This is a genomic window from Halomicroarcula saliterrae, assembly GCF_031624395.1.
Taxonomy (GTDB): Archaea; Halobacteriota; Halobacteria; order Halobacteriales; family Haloarculaceae; genus Haloarcula; species Haloarcula saliterrae.
Window position 1 is genome coordinate 936,594 of sequence record NZ_JAMQON010000001.1, and the last position, 17,165, is coordinate 953,758.

The 17,165-nt window shown below is 68.3% G+C and carries 21 protein-coding genes; 7 read left to right on the forward strand and 14 right to left on the reverse strand.

Annotation, left to right across the window (positions count from 1 at the left end):
* Positions 1 to 3: 3 nt before the first annotated feature.
* Entirely contained in the window at positions 4 to 2,280 is a 2,277-nt protein-coding gene (gene tmcA / locus NDI56_RS05135; RefSeq protein ID WP_310918336.1) for a tRNA(Met) cytidine acetyltransferase TmcA, read from the reverse strand.
* Positions 2,281 to 2,401: 121 nt separating this feature from the next.
* On the opposite strand from tmcA, the gene NDI56_RS05140 reads away from it, so the two are divergent.
* On the forward strand, positions 2,402 to 2,845 hold the full coding sequence (locus tag NDI56_RS05140; RefSeq protein WP_310918337.1) for a universal stress protein: 444 nt from the start codon (positions 2,402 to 2,404) through the stop codon (positions 2,843 to 2,845).
* Here NDI56_RS05140 and NDI56_RS05145 read toward each other — a convergent pair.
* Positions 2,818 to 3,864, reverse strand: a complete 1,047-nt coding sequence (locus NDI56_RS05145) for a mechanosensitive ion channel family protein (protein WP_310918338.1) — start codon at positions 3,862 to 3,864, stop codon at positions 2,818 to 2,820. The genes NDI56_RS05140 and NDI56_RS05145 overlap by 28 nt on opposite strands.
* 77 nt (positions 3,865 to 3,941) lie before the next feature.
* Between NDI56_RS05145 and NDI56_RS05150 the strand changes: the two genes are divergently transcribed.
* Together NDI56_RS05150 and NDI56_RS05155 are read left to right on the forward strand one after the other, a co-directional pair.
* Positions 3,942 to 4,688 carry a proteasome assembly chaperone family protein gene (locus NDI56_RS05150; protein ID WP_310918339.1) on the forward strand — a complete coding sequence of 249 codons (747 nt, stop codon included), beginning with the start codon at positions 3,942 to 3,944 and terminating at the stop codon, positions 4,686 to 4,688.
* Between the two features lie 114 nt (positions 4,689 to 4,802).
* A complete protein-coding gene (locus NDI56_RS05155) occupies positions 4,803 to 5,009 on the forward strand; it encodes a DUF8106 domain-containing protein (protein WP_310918340.1) in 207 nt (68 codons plus the stop codon).
* 5 nt (positions 5,010 to 5,014) lie between these two features.
* Here NDI56_RS05155 and NDI56_RS05160 read toward each other — a convergent pair whose 3' ends face one another.
* From NDI56_RS05160 to NDI56_RS05170, 3 genes are all read right to left on the reverse strand, one after another.
* Positions 5,015 to 5,866 (reverse strand): eIF2B alpha/beta/delta subunit family protein, encoded by an 852-nt coding sequence (locus NDI56_RS05160; protein WP_310918341.1) that lies wholly within the window; start codon positions 5,864 to 5,866, stop codon positions 5,015 to 5,017.
* Between the two features lie 166 nt (positions 5,867 to 6,032).
* Complete coding sequence (locus NDI56_RS05165; protein ID WP_310918342.1) at positions 6,033 to 7,148, reverse strand: hypothetical protein; 1,116 nt, start codon at positions 7,146 to 7,148, stop codon at positions 6,033 to 6,035.
* The gene (locus tag NDI56_RS05170) at positions 7,149 to 7,931 is read right to left on the reverse strand and encodes a class I fructose-bisphosphate aldolase (protein ID WP_310918343.1); all 783 of its coding nucleotides are present in this window, start codon (positions 7,929 to 7,931) and stop codon (positions 7,149 to 7,151) included. It abuts the gene before it with no gap.
* Positions 7,932 to 8,049: 118 nt separating this feature from the next.
* Between NDI56_RS05170 and NDI56_RS05175 the strand changes: the two genes are divergently transcribed.
* Positions 8,050 to 8,199: a DUF7557 family protein gene (locus tag NDI56_RS05175; RefSeq protein ID WP_310918344.1), complete on the forward strand. Its 150-nt coding sequence runs from the start codon at positions 8,050 to 8,052 to the stop codon at positions 8,197 to 8,199.
* A gap of 78 nt (positions 8,200 to 8,277) precedes the next feature.
* Here NDI56_RS05175 and NDI56_RS05180 read toward each other — a convergent pair whose 3' ends face one another.
* Both NDI56_RS05180 and NDI56_RS05185 read right to left on the reverse strand, forming a co-directional pair.
* On the reverse strand, positions 8,278 to 8,721 hold the full coding sequence (locus NDI56_RS05180) for a DUF5799 family protein (protein ID WP_310918345.1): 444 nt from the start codon (positions 8,719 to 8,721) through the stop codon (positions 8,278 to 8,280).
* A gap of 105 nt (positions 8,722 to 8,826) precedes the next feature.
* Positions 8,827 to 9,222 (reverse strand): OsmC family protein, encoded by a 396-nt coding sequence (locus tag NDI56_RS05185; protein ID WP_310918346.1) that lies wholly within the window; start codon positions 9,220 to 9,222, stop codon positions 8,827 to 8,829.
* 157 nt (positions 9,223 to 9,379) lie between these two features.
* Here NDI56_RS05185 and NDI56_RS05190 point away from each other — a divergent pair, with 157 nt between their 5' ends.
* Positions 9,380 to 10,270, forward strand: coding sequence for an NAD(P)-dependent oxidoreductase (locus tag NDI56_RS05190; protein ID WP_310918347.1), 891 nt, complete (start codon positions 9,380 to 9,382; stop codon positions 10,268 to 10,270).
* On the opposite strand, the gene NDI56_RS05195 is transcribed toward NDI56_RS05190, so the two are convergent.
* Complete coding sequence (locus tag NDI56_RS05195) at positions 10,271 to 10,981, reverse strand: metal-dependent hydrolase (protein ID WP_310918348.1); 711 nt, start codon at positions 10,979 to 10,981, stop codon at positions 10,271 to 10,273. It lies immediately after the preceding gene.
* 53 nt (positions 10,982 to 11,034) lie between these two features.
* Positions 11,035 to 11,298, reverse strand: a complete 264-nt coding sequence (locus tag NDI56_RS05200; RefSeq protein WP_310918349.1) for a hypothetical protein — start codon at positions 11,296 to 11,298, stop codon at positions 11,035 to 11,037.
* An 87-nt stretch (positions 11,299 to 11,385) separates the two neighbouring features.
* On the opposite strand from NDI56_RS05200, the gene NDI56_RS05205 reads away from it, so the two are divergent.
* Complete coding sequence (locus NDI56_RS05205; protein ID WP_310918350.1) at positions 11,386 to 12,498, forward strand: S1C family serine protease; 1,113 nt, start codon at positions 11,386 to 11,388, stop codon at positions 12,496 to 12,498.
* A 12-nt stretch (positions 12,499 to 12,510) separates the two neighbouring features.
* Here the strand turns inward: NDI56_RS05205 and NDI56_RS05210 are convergent, their stop codons facing one another.
* From NDI56_RS05210 to NDI56_RS05230, 5 genes are all read right to left on the reverse strand, one after another.
* Positions 12,511 to 12,996, reverse strand: coding sequence for a TspO/MBR family protein (locus NDI56_RS05210; protein WP_310918351.1), 486 nt, complete (start codon positions 12,994 to 12,996; stop codon positions 12,511 to 12,513).
* A gap of 57 nt (positions 12,997 to 13,053) precedes the next feature.
* A complete protein-coding gene (locus tag NDI56_RS05215; RefSeq protein WP_310918352.1) occupies positions 13,054 to 13,251 on the reverse strand; it encodes a hypothetical protein in 198 nt (65 codons plus the stop codon).
* Between the two features lie 49 nt (positions 13,252 to 13,300).
* Positions 13,301 to 14,236, reverse strand: a complete 936-nt coding sequence (locus NDI56_RS05220; protein WP_310918353.1) for a DNA replication complex subunit Gins51 — start codon at positions 14,234 to 14,236, stop codon at positions 13,301 to 13,303.
* The gene (gene priS / locus NDI56_RS05225; protein ID WP_310918354.1) at positions 14,233 to 15,426 is read right to left on the reverse strand and encodes a DNA primase small subunit PriS; all 1,194 of its coding nucleotides are present in this window, start codon (positions 15,424 to 15,426) and stop codon (positions 14,233 to 14,235) included. The genes NDI56_RS05220 and priS overlap by 4 nt, the downstream gene beginning before the upstream one ends.
* Before the next feature lie 76 nt (positions 15,427 to 15,502).
* Positions 15,503 to 15,982 carry a GNAT family N-acetyltransferase gene (locus NDI56_RS05230; protein WP_310918355.1) on the reverse strand — a complete coding sequence of 160 codons (480 nt, stop codon included), beginning with the start codon at positions 15,980 to 15,982 and terminating at the stop codon, positions 15,503 to 15,505.
* 89 nt (positions 15,983 to 16,071) lie between these two features.
* On the opposite strand from NDI56_RS05230, the gene NDI56_RS05235 reads away from it, so the two are divergent.
* Entirely contained in the window at positions 16,072 to 17,163 is a 1,092-nt protein-coding gene (locus tag NDI56_RS05235; RefSeq protein ID WP_310918356.1) for a DUF502 domain-containing protein, read from the forward strand.
* The last annotated feature ends 2 nt before the right edge of the window (positions 17,164 to 17,165 follow it).

Consider the following 17,165-nt stretch of genomic DNA (forward strand, 5'->3'; position numbering starts at 1 on the left):
AGACTATGTCCCCCGTTCGCAGTAGAGCCGTGTCAACGTTTCGACAGCCGAAGCGAACGCCCGTTTGCACTCGCGCTGTGAGACGAACGCCAGCTCGTCGGCCACCTCGCCCCAGGGGCGGGCCTGCAGCACCTTCCGGACCAGCAGGCGCTCCTCGCGGTCAGACAGGGCGGCCGGGTCCGCGGGCGCGACCAGATGCGCCAGCGTCAGCCGCCGGAACGGGTCCGGGTCGGTGTCGAGGATGGCCGCGCCGGTGGGGACGCCCGCGACGAGGCGCCGCTCCCACGGCGACAGGTCGGGGTCGGGCGCGGCGTCGACGGCCCGCAGGACCGCCCGAACGACGTCAGGGTCCGCGTCGGAGAGCGCGTCGGTGAGGGTGGCGACGATACGGTCACAGAACCAGCCGGTGTGTCGGGTCGCGAGCTCCCGGCCCGCCGCCGAGCAGGGGTCGAGCATGACGGCGGAGTACTCCCCGCTCCGGTCGTTCCGGGAGGTCGAGAGGTGGAGCGTCCGGTAGCCGTTCCGGCGCCAGAACCGCGCGAGCCGGGGCGTCGCCCCGAACCCGACGCCCAGCCAGTCGACGGCGTCGGCGAACTCCGCGCGGACCTCGCTCAACAGGTGCGAGCCCAGCCCCCGCGAGCGGACGGCGTCGTGGGTCGCGATACGGAGGACGCGCCGGCCGACCGGCACGCCCGCGGCCTCGTCGCGCAACTGCGTCGAGAGCACGTCCGGGAGCATGTTCCCGCGGACCCGCTCGCCGTCGTACATCCGGCGGCGCGTCTCGGCGTCGAGAGCGCCCTCGCGGGCGAGGAGCGCCACCGCGACGACGTGGCCGCCGTCAGAACGAGATTCTGGCGACCATCGCCTCGCGGTGCTCGGCTCGACGTCGTGGGTCAGCGCTCGAACTTCGAGGTTCGGGGCGTCGAGCAGCCGCGCGAGGTCCGTGGGTTCGGTCCGGTAGTGGGCCAGGACGAGCAGGCCGAAGACCTCCCGTAGCAGGTGCTCGTCGGCGAGCAGGTCCGTCGCCGAGAGGCGCCGATACGTGACCGACTCGGGCGTCGTGTCGGCGACGAGCGGCTCGACGGGCGGGCGGGCGTCGAGCAGCAGCGCCCGGAACGCCCACACCTCCACCGGGTCGGCGTCGGCGTACCGTATCGGCGTCGTCATCGTCAGTTCGGTTACGGCGTGGTCGCTCTCGGCGAGGCGGTCCCGGAAGCGCACCGAGAACCCCCGTCCCGCGCCCTCGTACCCGTGTACGGTGGTGGTAAAGGCCACCGAGGGCGCGTCGAGCATCGCTTCGAGCCGCCGGACCGGCAGCGCAGCGGCCTCGTCGACCACGACGACGTCGGGCTCGTCCGGGAGGTCCACCGCCCGTCCGGGCGGCAGATACCGGAGCCGCCCACCGCCCTCGGCCGCGACCGTCAGGCGTTGTGGCTCGGCCGCCGGCTCCGCGTCGACGGCGACACCCCGCGTCTCGAACAGCTCGCTCGCGCGGGCGAACAGCTCGGCCGCGCTCCGGTACTGGGGCGCGGTCACGAGCACGTCGCGGCCCCGGAGCGCGAGGTTCGCGGCGGCCAGCCCCGCGGCGCTCGACTTCCCGCGGCCGCGGTCCGCCTCGACGACGACCGCCCGGCCGGGCTCGGTGAGCGCCTCGAAGGCACGGACCGCGTCCCGCTGGTCGTCGGTCCGGCAGGCCTCGTACGTCGCGGCGTCGAAGGCGTGGTCGGCCGGCGGCCGGGGCGGTGGCCGGGGCAGTCGCGGCGCCGGGTCGGTGAGGCCGCGCTGCTCGACGGTGTCGCCACGGGCGTCCACGGCGACGATAGCGACGCCGCGATGGGCCCGCAGCGTCTCGACCAGCCGACGGCGGAAGTGTCCGGTCACGTCGTCCCGGTCGAAGGGCGGTACCGCGAGCGCGCCGTCGAAGGCGTCGCGGCGGTCGGGCCACGCCGACAGCGGCGGCGTCAACAGGACGACCAGCCCGCCGCCGTCGACGGCGCCGACCGCCGTCCCCAGCGCGTTCGGTCTGAGTTCGGCGTGGGCGTCGAGGACGACGGCGCTCAGGGTCCGGCCCAGCAGCTCGGACGCGCGGGACTGCTCGTGGCGTTCGCAGTCGAGAAACGACGCCGGGCCGAGCAGTCTCGTCTCGGTCAGCGGGATATCCGTTTCGGCGAGCGCGTCGACGGCCCGGTCGCGCGTCCGCTCTGGCTCGCCGGCCAGTACGAGCACCCGGCGTTCGCCGGTCCGGCGGGCCTCGGCGCGGAGCTCCCCGGCCAGTTCCATACCGGCTCTCCGCGACGAGTCCGTATGGAACTGACGGAACCCCACGCCGGGCTCGCGAGCCCGGCGGACCGAGGTTCCTCCTGCCGCTAGGGTTTTACCCCCCGATATCGAAGCAAAAGTAATGCCACAGGTCGTGGTCCCGGTCCGCTACCCACTGACGAAAGACTCCAGTCGGACGCTGGCCGAGGCAATCAAGCTCGCAGACGAGGAGGACGCCGACCTCACCGTCCTCCACGTCAATCTCTATCAGAACAGCTCTCGCGTGTCGCGGGCGGCCCTCAAACGGGCCGTCGAGGAGAAGTTCGGTCACGTCCCGCGGAGCCGCTACATCGTCCGTTCGGGGATGCTCGTCGAGGAGACTATCCTCGACGAGGTCGCCGCGAGCGGTGCCGACGTGGTCGTCATCGGGACGAAACAGGCCAGCCGCTGGCGGGAGATGGTCCGCAGACTCGTCGACGACCCAGACATCGAGCACTTCCTGCGGGAGGAACTCGACTGCGACATCGTCACCGTGAGCCCGTCGGGTCAGCCGGCGCGTCACTCCCCGTCGGCGTCCGAGGACTGAGGCGACACCGGGCCACGGGCCGGTTCGCCCCGCGGCGCGTCCGCCGTCTGGCCCGCTTGCTCCGCCATCGACACCTGCATCGACCCGCTGGTGTCGTCGAAGTACAGATGGGAGTGCGGGTACGCGATTTCGACGTCGGCGTCGTCCATCAGCGTCCAGAGGTTCGTCTGGACCTTCGAGCGTGCGGCCAGCAGCTTGTAGGGCTCGGTGACCCAGTACCGGAGGGTCAACAGGACCCCGTGGTCGGCGTAGTTGTTGATGTAGGCCGTCGGTGCGGCGGGATAGCGGGCCGCGCCGACGCGGATGTCCGGCCCGCCGCCGATGACGTTGTCGACCTCCCGGGCCGCCCGTTCGACGATGCTCCGGGCCTCCGCGATGTCGCTCTCGTAGGTGACCAGCACGTCGAGCGAGAGCCGCATCCGCGGGTCCTCCGCGGAGTAGTTGATGACGTCCCGTTCGCGCATCGTCCCGTTGGGGATGACCAGAAACGAGTTGTCGAGCGTGAAAATCTTCGTGTGGCGCAGCGTGATATCCTCGACGAACCCGCGCTGGTCCCGGTCGGCGAGCTCTATCATGTCGCCGATCTCGTAGGGCTGGTCGGCGAGCAGGAACACGCCGGAGATGAAGCTCCCGACGATGGGGGCGACGACGACACCGACCACGGCCGAGAAGACGGCCACCGACAGCCCGATGTCGGTGATTTTGACGCCCCAGACGCCCAGTATCGACAGGAACCCGAAGGCGTAGATGGCGACACGGATGCCCCGAAGCGCCATCCGAGTGAGGCTCGGACGGCGGAACCACTGGGCGATACGCCGCCCGAACAGCTGGACGACGAGGCGGGAGACGCCCCACGCCAGCGCGACGATGATGGCCGTACTGAGCAGGCGGGCCACCCACAGGTCGACAACAAACGGCAGCCACGACAGGAGCGTCTGGGTCACCTCCGATGTCCGAGCGGCTCCGGCCGGTGTCGCAGTTGGCGTCGTCTGCAAAAGCAAGACGCGACCGGAATGCATGGAACACAGTGGTTGGTCACGCGAGAAAAGCGTTCCCCCTCGAAAAAGGCTTGGCCGCCGGTGGCAAAGTGGTATCCATGACCACTGCTAGCGGTCCGGAACCGCGGTTCGAACTGACCGACGGAACTGCCGATATCGACACGCTCGTCGTCGGCTTCACCGAGTACGGACTGGCCGGATTGACCGCCGTCGACTACCTCTCGGACCAGCTCTCGATGACGCAGGCGGGCCATCTCGTCGCGTCCGGGCCGCCGTTCATCACGCCGTTCGAGGCGGGCGTCCCGCGCCACCACACGCGGCTGTACGTGGACGAAGCACGGTCACTGGGCGTCGTGGTCGGCGAGCGAATCGTCCCCGTCGATTCGGCCGAGACGGTCGCCGACGCCGTCGGAGCGCTGTACGACGCCCTCGGGCCGGAGAGCCTCACCGTGCTCTCGGGCGTTCCGGTCGCGCACGGGCCGGAGGACCACGTGCCGTTCTACATCGCGACCGAGGACTACCGCGACCGGTATCTCGCCGACAGCGATATCCGCCCGATGGGCAACGGCTTTCTCGACGGCGTCACGGCCGAGCTGGTGGCCGACGGCATCGGCGACGACGAACGCCCGGTCGGGGTGTTCACGACGCCGGCCCATCCGCAGGCGCCCGACGCGGCGGCGGCGATTCGACTGCTGCGGGCGCTGACCGAGACCCACGACATCGACGTCGACACCGGACCCCTGGAGACCTTCGCCGCCACCGTCGAGGCCCAGTATCGGGCGCTCGCGGAACGCATCGAATCGACGGACGAGCGGGCGATGCCGGACGACCGAATGTACATGTGAGTACGGTTGTCACTGTATCTTTACCGATTATTACTGCAAGACGTAGGGGTTGTGCGTGAATAATCAAACAGTTTGCCAACACTTATTTTACCTTCCGGAACCTCGTTTCGGGTGATGACCTCCATCAAGACGCTCCCCGCGCACGCGACTGCCACGACGCCACCCCCGGAAACCCGACAGAAAGCGATGCTCTTCTGCCCGTCCTGTGGGCACGAGAGCCCGGTCACCGGCGACTGGGACGTCGAACAGACCGACGGTGAGCGCACCTACAGCTGTCCGTGGTGTCACACAGTTATCAGTAGCCGCCCCGACGAGAACTGACGTCGCTACAGGTCGTGTGTCTCTCTGTCCGTGACTATCGAGTCGAGCAGTGACAGCGGTGTCGCGTCGTAGGCCGGGTTCCCGACCGTGAACTCGTCGGCCGGTTCGCGGTGGACCTCCGAGGGCGAGCGGACCTCGTTCTCGAAGGCGAAGGCCCCGTCGACGAACTTCGAGTCCGCCCCGATGACCGTCATCGGGACGCCCTGGTCGGCCGCCGCCGTCGCGAGCGGATACGTCCCGATTCTGTTGTACAGCGTCTCGTCGACGATACAGTCCATCCCGACGACGACGCGGTCGCACTCCTCGAGGTAGTGGCCGGACGCGGCGTCGACGAGTAGCGTCACATCGACGCCGTCGTAGCCGCCGAGCTTTCGCGCCATCTTCCGCCCCAGATAGCGGGGCCGCGACTCGGAGACGTACACGTCGAAGGTCGCGCCGTCCTCGACTGCCTCCGCTATCGCCGCGAGCACCGTCGAGGAGAAGTCGTGGGTGAAGAGCACGTCGTCGTCGGCCAGCTGTCTCGCTCCGCGGGAGGCGGCCCGGTCTTTCGCCGCCTCCACCTCGCTTACCACGCGCTCTATGGCTTCGACGGTCAGCCCCTTCGCCGCCGAGACGTCCGCCGGGTCGCCGTCGGCGACGGTCTCCACGATTTCCCGCTGTGTGGTGTGTAGCGACGCGTGGGACCGGTTCGCCCGCCGCAGAGCGCGGCTGTTGCGCTCCAACGTACGGACGTACTCCTCGACGGTGTGGAACTCCCTGTCGGTCAGTTCCCGTAACGCCGTCGCCGCCTTCACCGCGACGACAGAGGAACTGTGTGTCTGCATGTCCTCTATCTCCGCGACAGTCTCGTCGATCATACACGAGGCTGGAACGCCGACGGATATGTGTTTTCCCCTCGTCGGCCGGCAAAATTTAACGCGGTGGGTGACGCGAGCGCGGTCTACCGGCGCGTGACAGCCGACCGGAGTTCCCGCCATCGGCGGCCGGTTACGGTCCGGCCGAGAGGTGGACCGACGGCCCCGCTCAGAACTTCGACAGGTAGTCGCCGACGAAGGCGCTGACCTCGTCGAGGGAGGGCTGGTCGGCGGTGCGGACGAAGTGGCCGGCGACGCTGTTACCGAGGACGACCGCGGCCGACGGGCCGAGTCCCGAGATGACGCCGAGCGCCAGCCCGGCGTTGAAGTGGTCGCCCGAACTGGTCGTCATCTCGGGCTCGTCGACGGCGGGCACGGCCACGCTGTCGGTGCCGGCTCCGGTGACGACGACCGAGCGGTCGACGCCGTGGCCGACGAACCACGTGGGTGCGAGCGCACCGTAGACCTCCTCGGCCGCGGCCTCGAAGGAGCGGTCGGCCGCTTCGTCGTAGGCGTCGGCGAGGACGCCGGTTTCGGCGCGGTTCGCCGACACCACGACGTCGGTCACCTCGTCCAGTCGGCCGATGGCTTCCCGGCCCGCACGCAGCCGGTCGCGGTCGAGTTTGCGCACGTCGCCGGGATCGACGAGCACCGTCTCGGGCGGAGCCTCGATGTCGTCCCAGCGGGCCGCGAGCCCGTCCAGCACGTCCGGGAGGAACGGGGTCTCCGACCAGTAACCGACGCCCAGCAGCGCCGCGCCCTCCAGTCGGTCGAGCAGTCGCTCGTGGCCCAGACGGTCCGCCAGCCCGGCCCAGTCGAGGGTCATCGTGTCGCCGATTTCGGTCAGCATCAGCTTCCCGTCGTCGAACTCGACGGCGTCGGTGACGCCGGGTTCGCCCAGCGTCACGAGGTCGTACTCGCCGAACTCGACCTCGAAGCTCTCGTGGACTGGGTCCCCGTACATGCCGACGAGCGTCGGTTCGAACGCCCACGTTCCGAACGCCCGGGCCAGGTGGCAGGTGTGGCCGCCGGTCCGGCGGCCGTTTTCCAGCCACTCGAAGGAGAGGGAACTCTCCTCCTCGACGGACCGGTCGACGCGGTCGCGAAAGCCCGACAGCGTCGGCAGTCGCTCGTGGCTGGTCGGGTCCGTCCGGTCGGCGACGACCTCGCGGACGCGGTCGAGATAGCCGTCGAAGCCGAAGACGACTCTCCCCGTCTCGACCGCCTCGGGCCCCGGGAACTGCTCGCGGGCGGCGGTTACGGCCCGCCGCGTCGCGTCGTCCATCTACAGCACGTCGTCGGCGCTCGCGCCCTCGAAGACGACCGCTTCGAGCATGTCGAGCATCTCGTAGGGGTTCTCGCGCTGCCAGACGTTGCGGCCGACGGCGAGGCCGGCGACGCCGACGTCCATGCAGTCCTCGACGAGTTCGAGGAACTCGCGGTCCGACGCTTTCGACCCGCCCGAAAGCAGCACGCGGTTGTCGGCGGCCGACTTGACGGCGTACTCCATGTTCTCCTTGCTGCGCGGGTACTTCACCTTCGTGAAGTCAGAGCCCAGTTCGAGGCCGAGTCGGGCGGCGTAGGCGATTATCTCCTTGCTGCGGTGCTCCTTGACCGCCTGCCCGCGCGGGTAGGCCCACAAGGCGATGGGGAGGTCGTGGTCGCGGGCCGACTCCTGGACCGGGCGGAAGTCCTCGAACATCTCCGGCTCCTTGTTGACGCCGGGGTAGATAGTGTAGCCGATGGCGTCGACGTCGAGCTCGGCGGCGTAGTCGACCGTCCAGTTGTGGGCGGAGTACGGGTCGCCCATCCAGAGGTCGGAGCCGCCGTTGAGTTTCGCGAGGAGGTTCACGTCGTCTTTGTAGCTCGGGTAGTACGTCTCGGTCAGCCCCTTCCCCACTGCGAGCGCGGTGACGGCGTCGTGGGTCGCCATCTCGAATATCGTGTTGGGGTCCAGTCGCTCCTCGACCCCCGCGAACTGCTTGGGGCCGTGTTCGACTCCGTGGTCGTGTGCCAGAACGAGCGTCTTGTCGTTACGAACGAGGGGTGAATCTCCAAGAGGTCGCATGGGGAGGAACTACCCAGAAGGCACATTAACAGATTTCGGTTTTGATTTTTTACTCGCATCCGTGTTCGTTTCTGCCCGCTCCAGCGGGGTTATGTAGCTGGGGAGCCAAGGTGATTTCATGCCGACAGTAGAACTCGACGAGGAGACTGTTCGCCGTCTCGATGGGCTCCGGGAGGAAGAGGAGTCCTACGACGAACTCGTCACCGAACTCATCAACATCTACGAGGCCGAGGAGCTGACGCTGTTCCACGGCGGCGACGAGTACTGACGACGCCGGCGACCCCGTCTGCACACTCGAACCCCACCGCGAGCGTGCGGTCGGTGTGGTAACCGTTACGACCGGCCGTTAGCCGCTCGCCTGTGTGCAGACGCTCTCCCAGCGCCCGTTCGATTCGAGTTCCGCCTGTAGCTCGTCGGCGTACGCCTGTGCGAGCTGTGCCGCCTCCGCCGTCCGGTCGTCCGACCCGTCACCGCCGGCCAGCCCCAGCGCCGCTTTCACCCCGTCGAGGAAGCCGCCACTGGACTCCCCGGAGTCGGCCGCGGGCTGGCCGCCCATCGGCGCGCCCTTGCCGACCTTGTCTAGCTCCGGCATAATCGACGGCAGCTTCGACGTGTCGGCGACCAGCTGTGCCGTCTCGGGGTCGTCCGGCCCGTCTATCTCTAACTCGACGGCGGTCATTACGAGCCCCCACTGCTGGTTCGAGAAGGAGGAGGCCTCGACACGGTCCGTAAACTGCCTGTCGACCGTCATCCGCTCGCCGGCGATGCGGCCGGTCCAGTCGTCGGTCATACGTCGAGTTCGAAGGCCGTGCAAAAGAGCGTTTCCGACCGCAGACACGGGCCTCGGCCACGTCCGTCCCGCCGGCGCCCGGTCCCACCGCCACGCAGTAGCCTTTCAGACGCCGCTCTCGATGCTGATGTCGGCGTGCAGTTCCTCGGTCAGCGCGGAGTGGACGTGACAGATGTCCTCGGCGAGTTCGACGATGTCCTGTTCCTCGTCGCCCAGCGACGCCTCGACCTCGACGTCGAAGGCGATACTCTCCAGGTCGTCGTCCTCGTCGAGGTCGGCGGCGACCTCGATCTCGACCTCGCCGATGTCGTCGTAGTTGTACTTCCCCGCGGCGACGCGCAGCGCCGGAATGTAACAGGAGGCGTAGTCGGCCGCCAGGACCTCGTTGGGCGAGGGACCGTCGTTGGAGAGCGCGTCCACGATGAGCTCCCACTCGCCGTTGATGACACTCTCGACCGTGTACCCGTCCTCGCACGCGCTGGTGACTTCGATGTCTGCCATGACGTACAGTGGGTGGATTCCCAGGGTATAAACTTGATTGATACGCGCCCGTCGGGGTTGTGCAAAACCCCCGGGTTCGCGATGTTCGGCGGGTCAGTCCGTTCGTTCAGTCGGAACTCGCCGGGGATTCAAGACGCTCGCCGACGAACCCAGCGGCATGACGACAGTCGGTTTCATCGGACTGGGTGCGATGGGAGCACCGATGGCGTGGAACCTCGACGACGCGGGCTTCGACCTCGTCGTCTACAACCGGACGACCGACCGCGAACAGCCCTTCGCCGAGGCGGGCGTCTCGGTCGCCGACTCGCCGAAACACCTCACCAAACGGGCCGACGTGGTCTGTTGCATCGTCAGCGACGGCGACGCCGTGGCCGAACTGCTCGAACGCGACCTCGGCGTGCTCGAAGGGGTAGACCAGGACACCACGGTGGTCCAGATGAGCACCATCGGCTACGCGGAGACGATGGCGGCCGCCGACCTCGTGACCGAGGCGGGCGGGCGGTTCGTCGACGCGCCCGTCTCGGGCACCGTGGGGCCCGCCGAGGACGGCACCTTGGTCGGTCTCGCGGGTGGCGAAACGGAGGTAGTCGAGGACGTTCGCCCGATTCTCGACGCGATGTGTGAGCCGGTCGTCCACTGCGGCGAGGTAGGCCAGGGGACGAACATGAAGCTGTTCGTCAACCTCCTGCTGGGCGACGCGATGGCCGCGTTCGCGGAGGCGCTCGTCTTCGGCCGGGCCAGCGGGCTCGACGTCGAGACCATGCGAACGGTCGTCTCGAACGGCGCGCTCGACTGCCCGCTGTTCGATAGCAAGGGCGGGACCATCGCCGACGGCGATTTCGCCCCGCGGTTCCCCGTGGACTACCAGTTCAAGGACCTCTCGCTGGCCCTCGACCGGGCCGGCGAGGTCGGTGCCCCGCTCTCCCAGACGGCCGCCGCTCGCGAATCGTTCAGCGCGGCGCGCGCCCGCGGCCACGGCGGCGAGGACATGGCCGCGGTGATACAACCGATGGAAGAGACGGCGGGCGTCGAGGCCCGAGAGGAGTAGTTACAGCTCGAAGGTCTCGTCGCCCTCCAGGACGACGGCCTCGGCGTCGCTGCCGGTCGCCTTCAGTTCGCGGACGAAGTCGTCCGTGTCGATTTCGATGACCTCCATCGTGTCGTAGTGCATCGGGAAGGCGTAGTCGACGTCGAGCCAGTCGGCGGCGATGGCCGCCTGCATCGGTCCCATCGTGAAGTGGTCGCCGGCCGGGAGCGCCGCCGCGTCCGGTTCGAGATACGGCCCGATGACCTCGCGCATCTCGGTCATCAGCCCGGTGTCGCCGGCGTGGTAGAACGTCGTCGACTCCTCGTCGCTGACCTGTGTCGGCTTCGTATCGGAGACGACGAAGCCGGCTGGCATCCCGCCGGTGTCCTCGTAGTGGGTGTCCATCCCGTTGGTGTGGTCGGCCCGGTGCATCGTCACGAAGGCGTCGCCGAGTTCGACTGTCCCGCCGAGGTTCATACCGATAGTGTCCCCGACGCCGTAGTTGTCCGCGCAGTAGCCGACGACCTCCGGTGTCCCCACGACCGTCGCGTCACCGAACTCGCCGACGTCGCCGATGTGGTCGGCGTGCCCGTGTGTCAGCAGGACGTAGTCCGGGTCGAGTTCCCCGGGGTCGGTGTCCGTCTTGGGATTCCCGAAGAAGGGGTCGATGAGTAGCTCCGTCCCGTCGACGGCGACGTGCCAGGTGGAATGTCCGTGCCAGGTAAGCTCCATAGTTCGGTCGAAGCTACTGGGCCCTCGCACTTAACGACTGTACCGACAGCCCGTCAGTCGAACATCCCCAGCGTCGTCGGCTTGCCCTGCGCGTAGCGTATCCACCGGCGGACGTGTCGGTTCACGGCCCAGAAGAGGACGATGACCATCCCGACCAGCGCAGTCAGCAACACGACCCCGAGAACGAGCGGGTCCTCCGCCGGCAGCCCGACCAGCGCGACGATGGTTCCGACGAGCGCCATCTCCAGCGCTGTGCGGAGTCCCGGGAGGACGAACCCGGGAGAGGGGAGCGAATCGTCCGACGTATCGCCGGCCATGGACACCGTTTGGCGTCGACGTACTTAGCGATTACCGCCCAACTGGCCGGCCGTGGGTTTATTCGCCCCCTCTCCCTAGCCCGCGATATGAGTTCAGATGGGCTGTCGCGTCGTCGGTTGCTGGCCGCGCTCGGCGTCGCAGCGACCGGGACCGCGGGCTGTCAGTCGCTGGTCACGGATTCGCCGCAATCGACCGGGACAGAGTCATCGGCGGGCCCCCAGTCCGACGGCGCCGTGCCACGGGGCAGCGAGGACAGCGTCTACACCGACGTGTACGAGCAGGTGGCCGACGCCGTCGTCTCCATCCAGGTCTACCCCGGGACGGGCAGCCCCGCACAGGGCAGCGGCTTCCTGCTCGACGACCGGCACATCGTCACCAACGAGCACGTCGTCGGGACCGGTGAGACCGTCTACGTCCGCTTTGCCGGCACTGACTGGCGAGAGGTCACCGTCGGCGGGACGGACGTCTACAGCGACCTCGCAGTCATCGACACGGAGAACACCCCGCAGACGAGCGAGCCGCTGTCTTTCGCCAGTGGCCGCCCGGCTATCGGGACTCGCGTCGTCGCCATCGGCAACCCCTTCGGCCTCTCCGGCTCGGTGTCGGAGGGTATCGTCAGCGGCGTCGACCGGACGCTGCGGGGCGCGAACAACTTCTCCATCGCCGCCGGCATCCAGACCGACGCGGCGGTCAACCCCGGCAACAGCGGCGGCCCGCTCGTCGACCTGAACGGCGACGTGCTCGGGGTCATCAACTCCGGCGGGGGTGACAACGTCGGCTTCGCTATCTCGGCACAGCTGGCCCAGCGCGTGATTCCGGCGCTCATCGCCGACGGCTCCTACGACCACTCCTACATGGGCGTGGGGCTCTCCAGCGTCTCGCCCACTATCGCGGCGGCCAACGACCTCGAACAGGCCTCCGGCGTCTACATCAACACGGTCGTGCCGGACGGCCCCGCCGACGGCGTTCTCGAAGGGAGTTCGCGCACCGAAGTGGTCGACGGCGTCGAGGTCGGCGTCGGCGGAGACGTCGTCCGCCGGCTCGACGACACGCCGACGCCGACCAGACAGGACCTGGCGACCTATCTCGCACTGGAAACCAGCCCGGGCGATGTGCTGACAGTCACTGTCCAGCGAGGGGGCACCACACAGACCGTCGACCTCACCCTCGGCACCCGACCCGCACCCCCCGGGCAGTGAGCGGGCGCCGGGTCAGTTGACCGCGAGAAAGCGGTAGTTCAACACGGCGGCGAAGGTCACCCAGAGCAGGTACGGTCCCAGCAAGAGGCCGGCTCGGCGGTCGACTCGCCAGAACGCGACCGCCGTGGGGACGAGAAGCACCAGCAACGTGGCGATGACGCCGAGCGCCAGCGCGAGGTTGCGCGCCCGGAAGAAGACGGGCGTCCAGGCGACGTTGAAGGCCATCTGGGTGACGAAGAGGCCGAGTGCGAGCCGCCGTCCCGGGTCGTCCGCGCGCCAGACTATATACAGCGCGACGCCCAGCAGCGAGAACAGCAGCGGCCAGACGACGCCGAAGAGCCACGGCGGCGGGTAGAGAGCGGGCTTGACGAGCGACTGGAACCACGGGCTGTCCGGACCGCCCAGTGCGGCCGGGGCGCTCCCGACGACGTTGACGAGGACGACGGCGGCGAGGACGCCGGGGAGGGATTCTCTATCGAGTGAAACGGACGCGGTCATACCGAGTACTTGGACCGCTTCCGGGGAATAGCTACGCCCGGTCCCGCCGGCCGGAACTCACAGCCACCGTCGGGCCACGGTGCGTGCGACGGTCATCGGAAGTGTGACCCACAGGACGACGAACACGACGGTCCGGGCCGTAAGCGTGGGGCTGACGAGTTCGGCGTAGAACACCAGTGCGCCGACGGCGAGGACACCGACGACAGTGGCGACGTACTCCGGGTCTGTCCAGCCGTTGGAGGGGTCGGACGACATAAAGTGTGGTCAACGTCTGGCGGGAAAAAACCGGCCGTCACGGAGCGACTTACTCCAGTGGTTCGGCCGCGTCGCGCTCGACCAGCGGGTCGGCGTTGTCGGCCGGCAGCGTCACCACGTCGTCCGCCGAGAGGTCGTACTCACGCTGGTCGACGCCGAATATCTCGCCGACATCGTCCGTGATACGCACCGTCTTCCGGTCGATCTCCGGGGTCGTCCCCGAATCGTCGGCGGGCGGCCCGTCCGAATCGTCGGCCGAAAGCGTTTCGTCGGCCGTCCCGTCCGCGTCGACGGCCGAGAGCGCCTCGTCGGCCGGCCGGTCGGGCGACGCCCCGGCGTCGTCATCGGACGGCCCGGGCGGTGCCGGTGGGGTCTGCTCGTCAGTCCCCGACGGCGACGTGTCGTCGGCCGGTGACGGAGGCGGCTCCTCGCCCGGTGCGGTGGAGCCGTCGCCCCCGCCCATGATGTCCGCGGCGTCGACTTCCGGCTCTGTCCCCGTCGGTGTCGAAGTGGGGTCCGCCGGTTCGCTCGCCGCGTTGTCGGTCGGTTCCGACGGCGTCGTCGAGGACTCCCCGCCCCCGACGGCGCCGGTCGGGGCCTCACCGGCGACGACGTCGAGGACGTGCTCGCGGTTCTGTTCGATAGCTTCGACCATCGTCTCGAAGAGGGTCCGCTCCTCCTGTGTGAGCCCGTCGTCCTCGGTCGGAATGTCGGCGGCCGCGAGCGACGCCATCTTGACGATTTTGCCGACACGGCGCTCGTAGACGGCCTCGACGGTCTGTTCGGCGGTCTTGATATCGTCGGTCAGCCGGTTGACCTCCGGCGCGTCGAAGGGGTCGTCGGCGCGCTCGGCCGCGCGCTCGCGCTCCTCGCGAAGCTGGGCGACGAACTGGCCGGCCTCCTCGTAAAACGTCGCGCGCAACTGCTGGAGCTGGTCAGTCTGGCGTTCGCGTGACTGGACCGACTGGAGTTCGTCGAGTTTCATTCCTGTGCCTTCCGTGCGCGCCCGCGGGCCATGAGGAACACGCCCACGTGCTCTGGTACTGTCTGATTACCCGCCTCCACCGTAAAGCTATCCCCACGGTGTTCCTCGGTGTCGAGCTCCACCAGCCCGCCGTCGGTGACTTCCACGGCAATCTCGTGGCCCCGGAAGGTGTCCGGGACGGCGTCGGAGAGCGGGTCGAAGTCGGCCAGTTCGTCCCGCTCCAGGCGCTGGACCTCCAGCCCGCTGCCGCCGTGGAGCGACCCCGGCAGCCTGATGAGCCGGTTCGTGTCCGTCGTCACCGGCTCGTCGATGGGCGCGTTGTCGGCCGCGACGACCTCCTGAGCGAGCACCTGTGCGATCTGGTACACCGCCGAGTGGACGTCGATGTTGCCCGCTTCGAGCCGGTCGTAGTTGGTCCGCGCGGCGTTCAGCGCCGCGGTCGCTTTGCCCGCACCGATGCGGTCGTACCGCTGGAGTGCCTCGATGGCGTCGTCCTCCTCCATCGCCAGCCACTCGTCGAACTGCGCCAGAACGTGCCGGTGTGCGCGGGCGCCCCAGCCGCCGTCCGTCGGCAGCGTCCGCTTCTCGGCGGGGCTGGACCGGCCGGCGGTGCCGGCCACCGTCTCGACTTCGACGAGTTCGTCGAACTCCAGCCCGATGCCGCGAACGTAGTCGACGACTTCCCGGCGGGCGTCCCGCTCCAGTCCGCGGATGCGCTCGTCGCGGACGTGGACGTGGTACCCCCGGCCCCCGGAGAACACGACCGTCGTGTCCTCGAAGCCGAAGTCGTCGTCCAGAAAGTCGAGCAGCCGCATGAGGGCGCCCTTGCACTTTTCGAGCATCTCGGCGTAGCTGTCCTCGCCGAGCACGACCGACGGGAGGTGGTCGGCGTCCAGGTCGAAGACGAGGTCGGAGCTGCGCCACCCCTTGTCGCTCATCGTCGAGGCGCTGGGGTCGTCGTACCGGCCCGCCGAGAAGTAGACGTGGCGGGGTTTCTTCCGGCCCAGGAAGTCCTCGATATCGCCCAGGTCCAGCAGCGACCGGTGGCGGACCATCGTCTCACCGGGGCCGTCGGTCCACGGGATGAAGCCCCATTCGCGTTCGTTCGCGGCGGGTGGCGGCGTTATCGACGACCGGCGGTAGTGGTCGCCAAAGCGTCCGCGCAGATACTCGCGAGTCCGCTCGTCCATCGACTCACTGGTTGGAGAGAGCACCTCAAAAGGGTTCTCGTCTGGCCGCTAGCTGGGGTAGTCGGTACCGTCGGCTTTAGCTCCGCAGAAACTTCGAGAGCTTCTCCGTGATCGACTCGTCGCCCAGTTTGAGGTAGAAGGCGTCGCCGCCGTCCTCGTAGTAGTTGTCGATGCGACGCCGTATCTCGAAGCCGATGTGCTGGTAGAAGCTGATGGCCGCTTCGTTGGTCGAACGGGCGTGGCAGGTGACGCTGCCGTAGTCCTCGGTGACGCGGGCGATGAGGCGCTTGCCGAAGCCGTGGCCGCGGTAGTCCGCGTCGACCGCCAGAAAGAGGATGTAGCCGTCGCGCCGGACCGCCGCGAAACCGACGAGTTGCTCGGCCGCGCGGTCGACGTAGAGATACACCGTCGACCGCCGGTAGGCGCTGCGGAAGAAGCCGCGCCGCTGGCGGAGCACACCCTCGGAGCGGCGGATGTCCTCCTTGAGTCGCCAAGCCTCGTCGACGTACTCGTCGCTGCCCCGGTCGACGACCGTTGTCTCGATGTGAACGCTCACTGGCGGAAGAATAACAGGGGCGCGAATATAATTCCACCGCCCGCTGGGTCGCCGAGTCGTTTTTACAGTAGCCTCACGATTACGGGACCATGGTTGAACCGAGCGGGAGCAGGCAGCTGTCACCCACCCGGCTCCGGACGACGGTCCGGCAGGCGCTCCTCACGGGGATTGCACTGACGGTCCCGCTGTTCGTGACGCTGCTGGTCATCGGGTTCGTGGTCAACACCCTCTCGAACGTACTCGACCCCGTCGTTCTCTTCGCCTTCCGCCTTTCTGGCTCGCGGTTGCAGTCCGGCCAGACGCCGGCCTATCTGGTGAAACTGGTCGCGGTTGTCGTGTTGCTCTCGGCTATCTTCTGTATCGGCTTCGTCGCCGAGCGGCGGTCGGGACCGGGCCGAATCGAATCGGTGTTCAGCGCGACGATGGAACGCATCCCCGGCGTCGGCTCTATCTACACCAGCTTCGACGAGATGAGCGAGATGCTGCTCGACAGCGACACGCAGTCCTTTCAGGAGGTCGTTCTCGTCGAGCATCCGACGGCCGAATCCTACACGGTGGCGTTCGTCACGGCGAGCACGCCCGACTCCATCGAGCGCGCGACCGGCAACGGGGAGATGCTGACGCTGTTCATGCCGATGGCACCGAACCCGGTGATGGGCGGCCACGTCGTCCACGTCCCGGTCGAACGGGTGTACGACGTCGATATGACCGTCGAGGAAGGCATCCGCTCTATCGTCACCAGCGGCGTCGCTATCGGTGAGAGCGGCGTCCAGACGACGCTTGCCGAGTCCGGGTCGCCGAGCGGACCGTCCTACCCGCCACAGGGCGGCCATCAGGCTGGCGGCAGTCACCGCGAGCCGACGCCTCGAACGGGGACCGGGGAGCGGGAGGCGGCCTACAGCGACGACATCGACCCCGAGCACGCGGAGACACCGGACGCGGTCGCCCGGAGCCGACGGGCGGACACTGTCGCCACCGACGCTGACAGGGTGAACGACCTGAACCAGGCGTCGGGAACCATCGGCGACGACACCGACCGCCCGGAGGAGTTCGAGCGGTCCGAGGACACTATCGGCGACGACACCGACCGCCCGGAGGAGTTCGACCAGTCCGGGGGGTCGGTCGGCTCGGAGACCGGGACCCCGTCAGATATCGAAACGGGCGGAGAGGAACAGAATTAGTA

Bases quoted from the DNA above. Each gene is read 5' to 3' on its own strand.
- NDI56_RS05220 (WP_310918353.1), bottom strand. From the start codon at position 14,236: ATGAAACTCGACGAACTCCAGTCGGTCCAGTCACGCGAACGCCAGACT.
- NDI56_RS05215 (WP_310918352.1), bottom strand. From the start codon at position 13,251: ATGTCGTCCGACCCCTCCAACGGCTGGACAGACCCGGAGTACGTCGCC.
- tmcA (WP_310918336.1), bottom strand. From the start codon at position 2,280: ATGGAACTGGCCGGGGAGCTCCGCGCCGAGGCCCGCCGGACCGGCGAA.
- NDI56_RS05150 (WP_310918339.1), top strand. From the start codon at position 3,942: ATGACCACTGCTAGCGGTCCGGAACCGCGGTTCGAACTGACCGACGGA.
- NDI56_RS05180 (WP_310918345.1), bottom strand. From the start codon at position 8,721: ATGACCGACGACTGGACCGGCCGCATCGCCGGCGAGCGGATGACGGTC.
- NDI56_RS05170 (WP_310918343.1), bottom strand. From the start codon at position 7,931: ATGCGACCTCTTGGAGATTCACCCCTCGTTCGTAACGACAAGACGCTC.
- NDI56_RS05205 (WP_310918350.1), top strand. From the start codon at position 11,386: ATGAGTTCAGATGGGCTGTCGCGTCGTCGGTTGCTGGCCGCGCTCGGC.
- NDI56_RS05145 (WP_310918338.1), bottom strand. From the start codon at position 3,864: ATGCATTCCGGTCGCGTCTTGCTTTTGCAGACGACGCCAACTGCGACA.
- NDI56_RS05175 (WP_310918344.1), top strand. From the start codon at position 8,050: ATGCCGACAGTAGAACTCGACGAGGAGACTGTTCGCCGTCTCGATGGG.
- priS (WP_310918354.1), bottom strand. From the start codon at position 15,426: ATGGACGAGCGGACTCGCGAGTATCTGCGCGGACGCTTTGGCGACCAC.
- NDI56_RS05155 (WP_310918340.1), top strand. From the start codon at position 4,803: ATGACCTCCATCAAGACGCTCCCCGCGCACGCGACTGCCACGACGCCA.
- NDI56_RS05210 (WP_310918351.1), bottom strand. From the start codon at position 12,996: ATGACCGCGTCCGTTTCACTCGATAGAGAATCCCTCCCCGGCGTCCTC.
- NDI56_RS05195 (WP_310918348.1), bottom strand. From the start codon at position 10,981: ATGGAGCTTACCTGGCACGGACATTCCACCTGGCACGTCGCCGTCGAC.
- NDI56_RS05200 (WP_310918349.1), bottom strand. From the start codon at position 11,298: ATGGCCGGCGATACGTCGGACGATTCGCTCCCCTCTCCCGGGTTCGTC.
- NDI56_RS05165 (WP_310918342.1), bottom strand. From the start codon at position 7,148: ATGGACGACGCGACGCGGCGGGCCGTAACCGCCGCCCGCGAGCAGTTC.
- NDI56_RS05185 (WP_310918346.1), bottom strand. From the start codon at position 9,222: ATGGCAGACATCGAAGTCACCAGCGCGTGCGAGGACGGGTACACGGTC.
- NDI56_RS05190 (WP_310918347.1), top strand. From the start codon at position 9,380: ATGACGACAGTCGGTTTCATCGGACTGGGTGCGATGGGAGCACCGATG.
- NDI56_RS05160 (WP_310918341.1), bottom strand. From the start codon at position 5,866: ATGATCGACGAGACTGTCGCGGAGATAGAGGACATGCAGACACACAGT.
- NDI56_RS05140 (WP_310918337.1), top strand. From the start codon at position 2,402: ATGCCACAGGTCGTGGTCCCGGTCCGCTACCCACTGACGAAAGACTCC.
- NDI56_RS05235 (WP_310918356.1), top strand. From the start codon at position 16,072: ATGGTTGAACCGAGCGGGAGCAGGCAGCTGTCACCCACCCGGCTCCGG.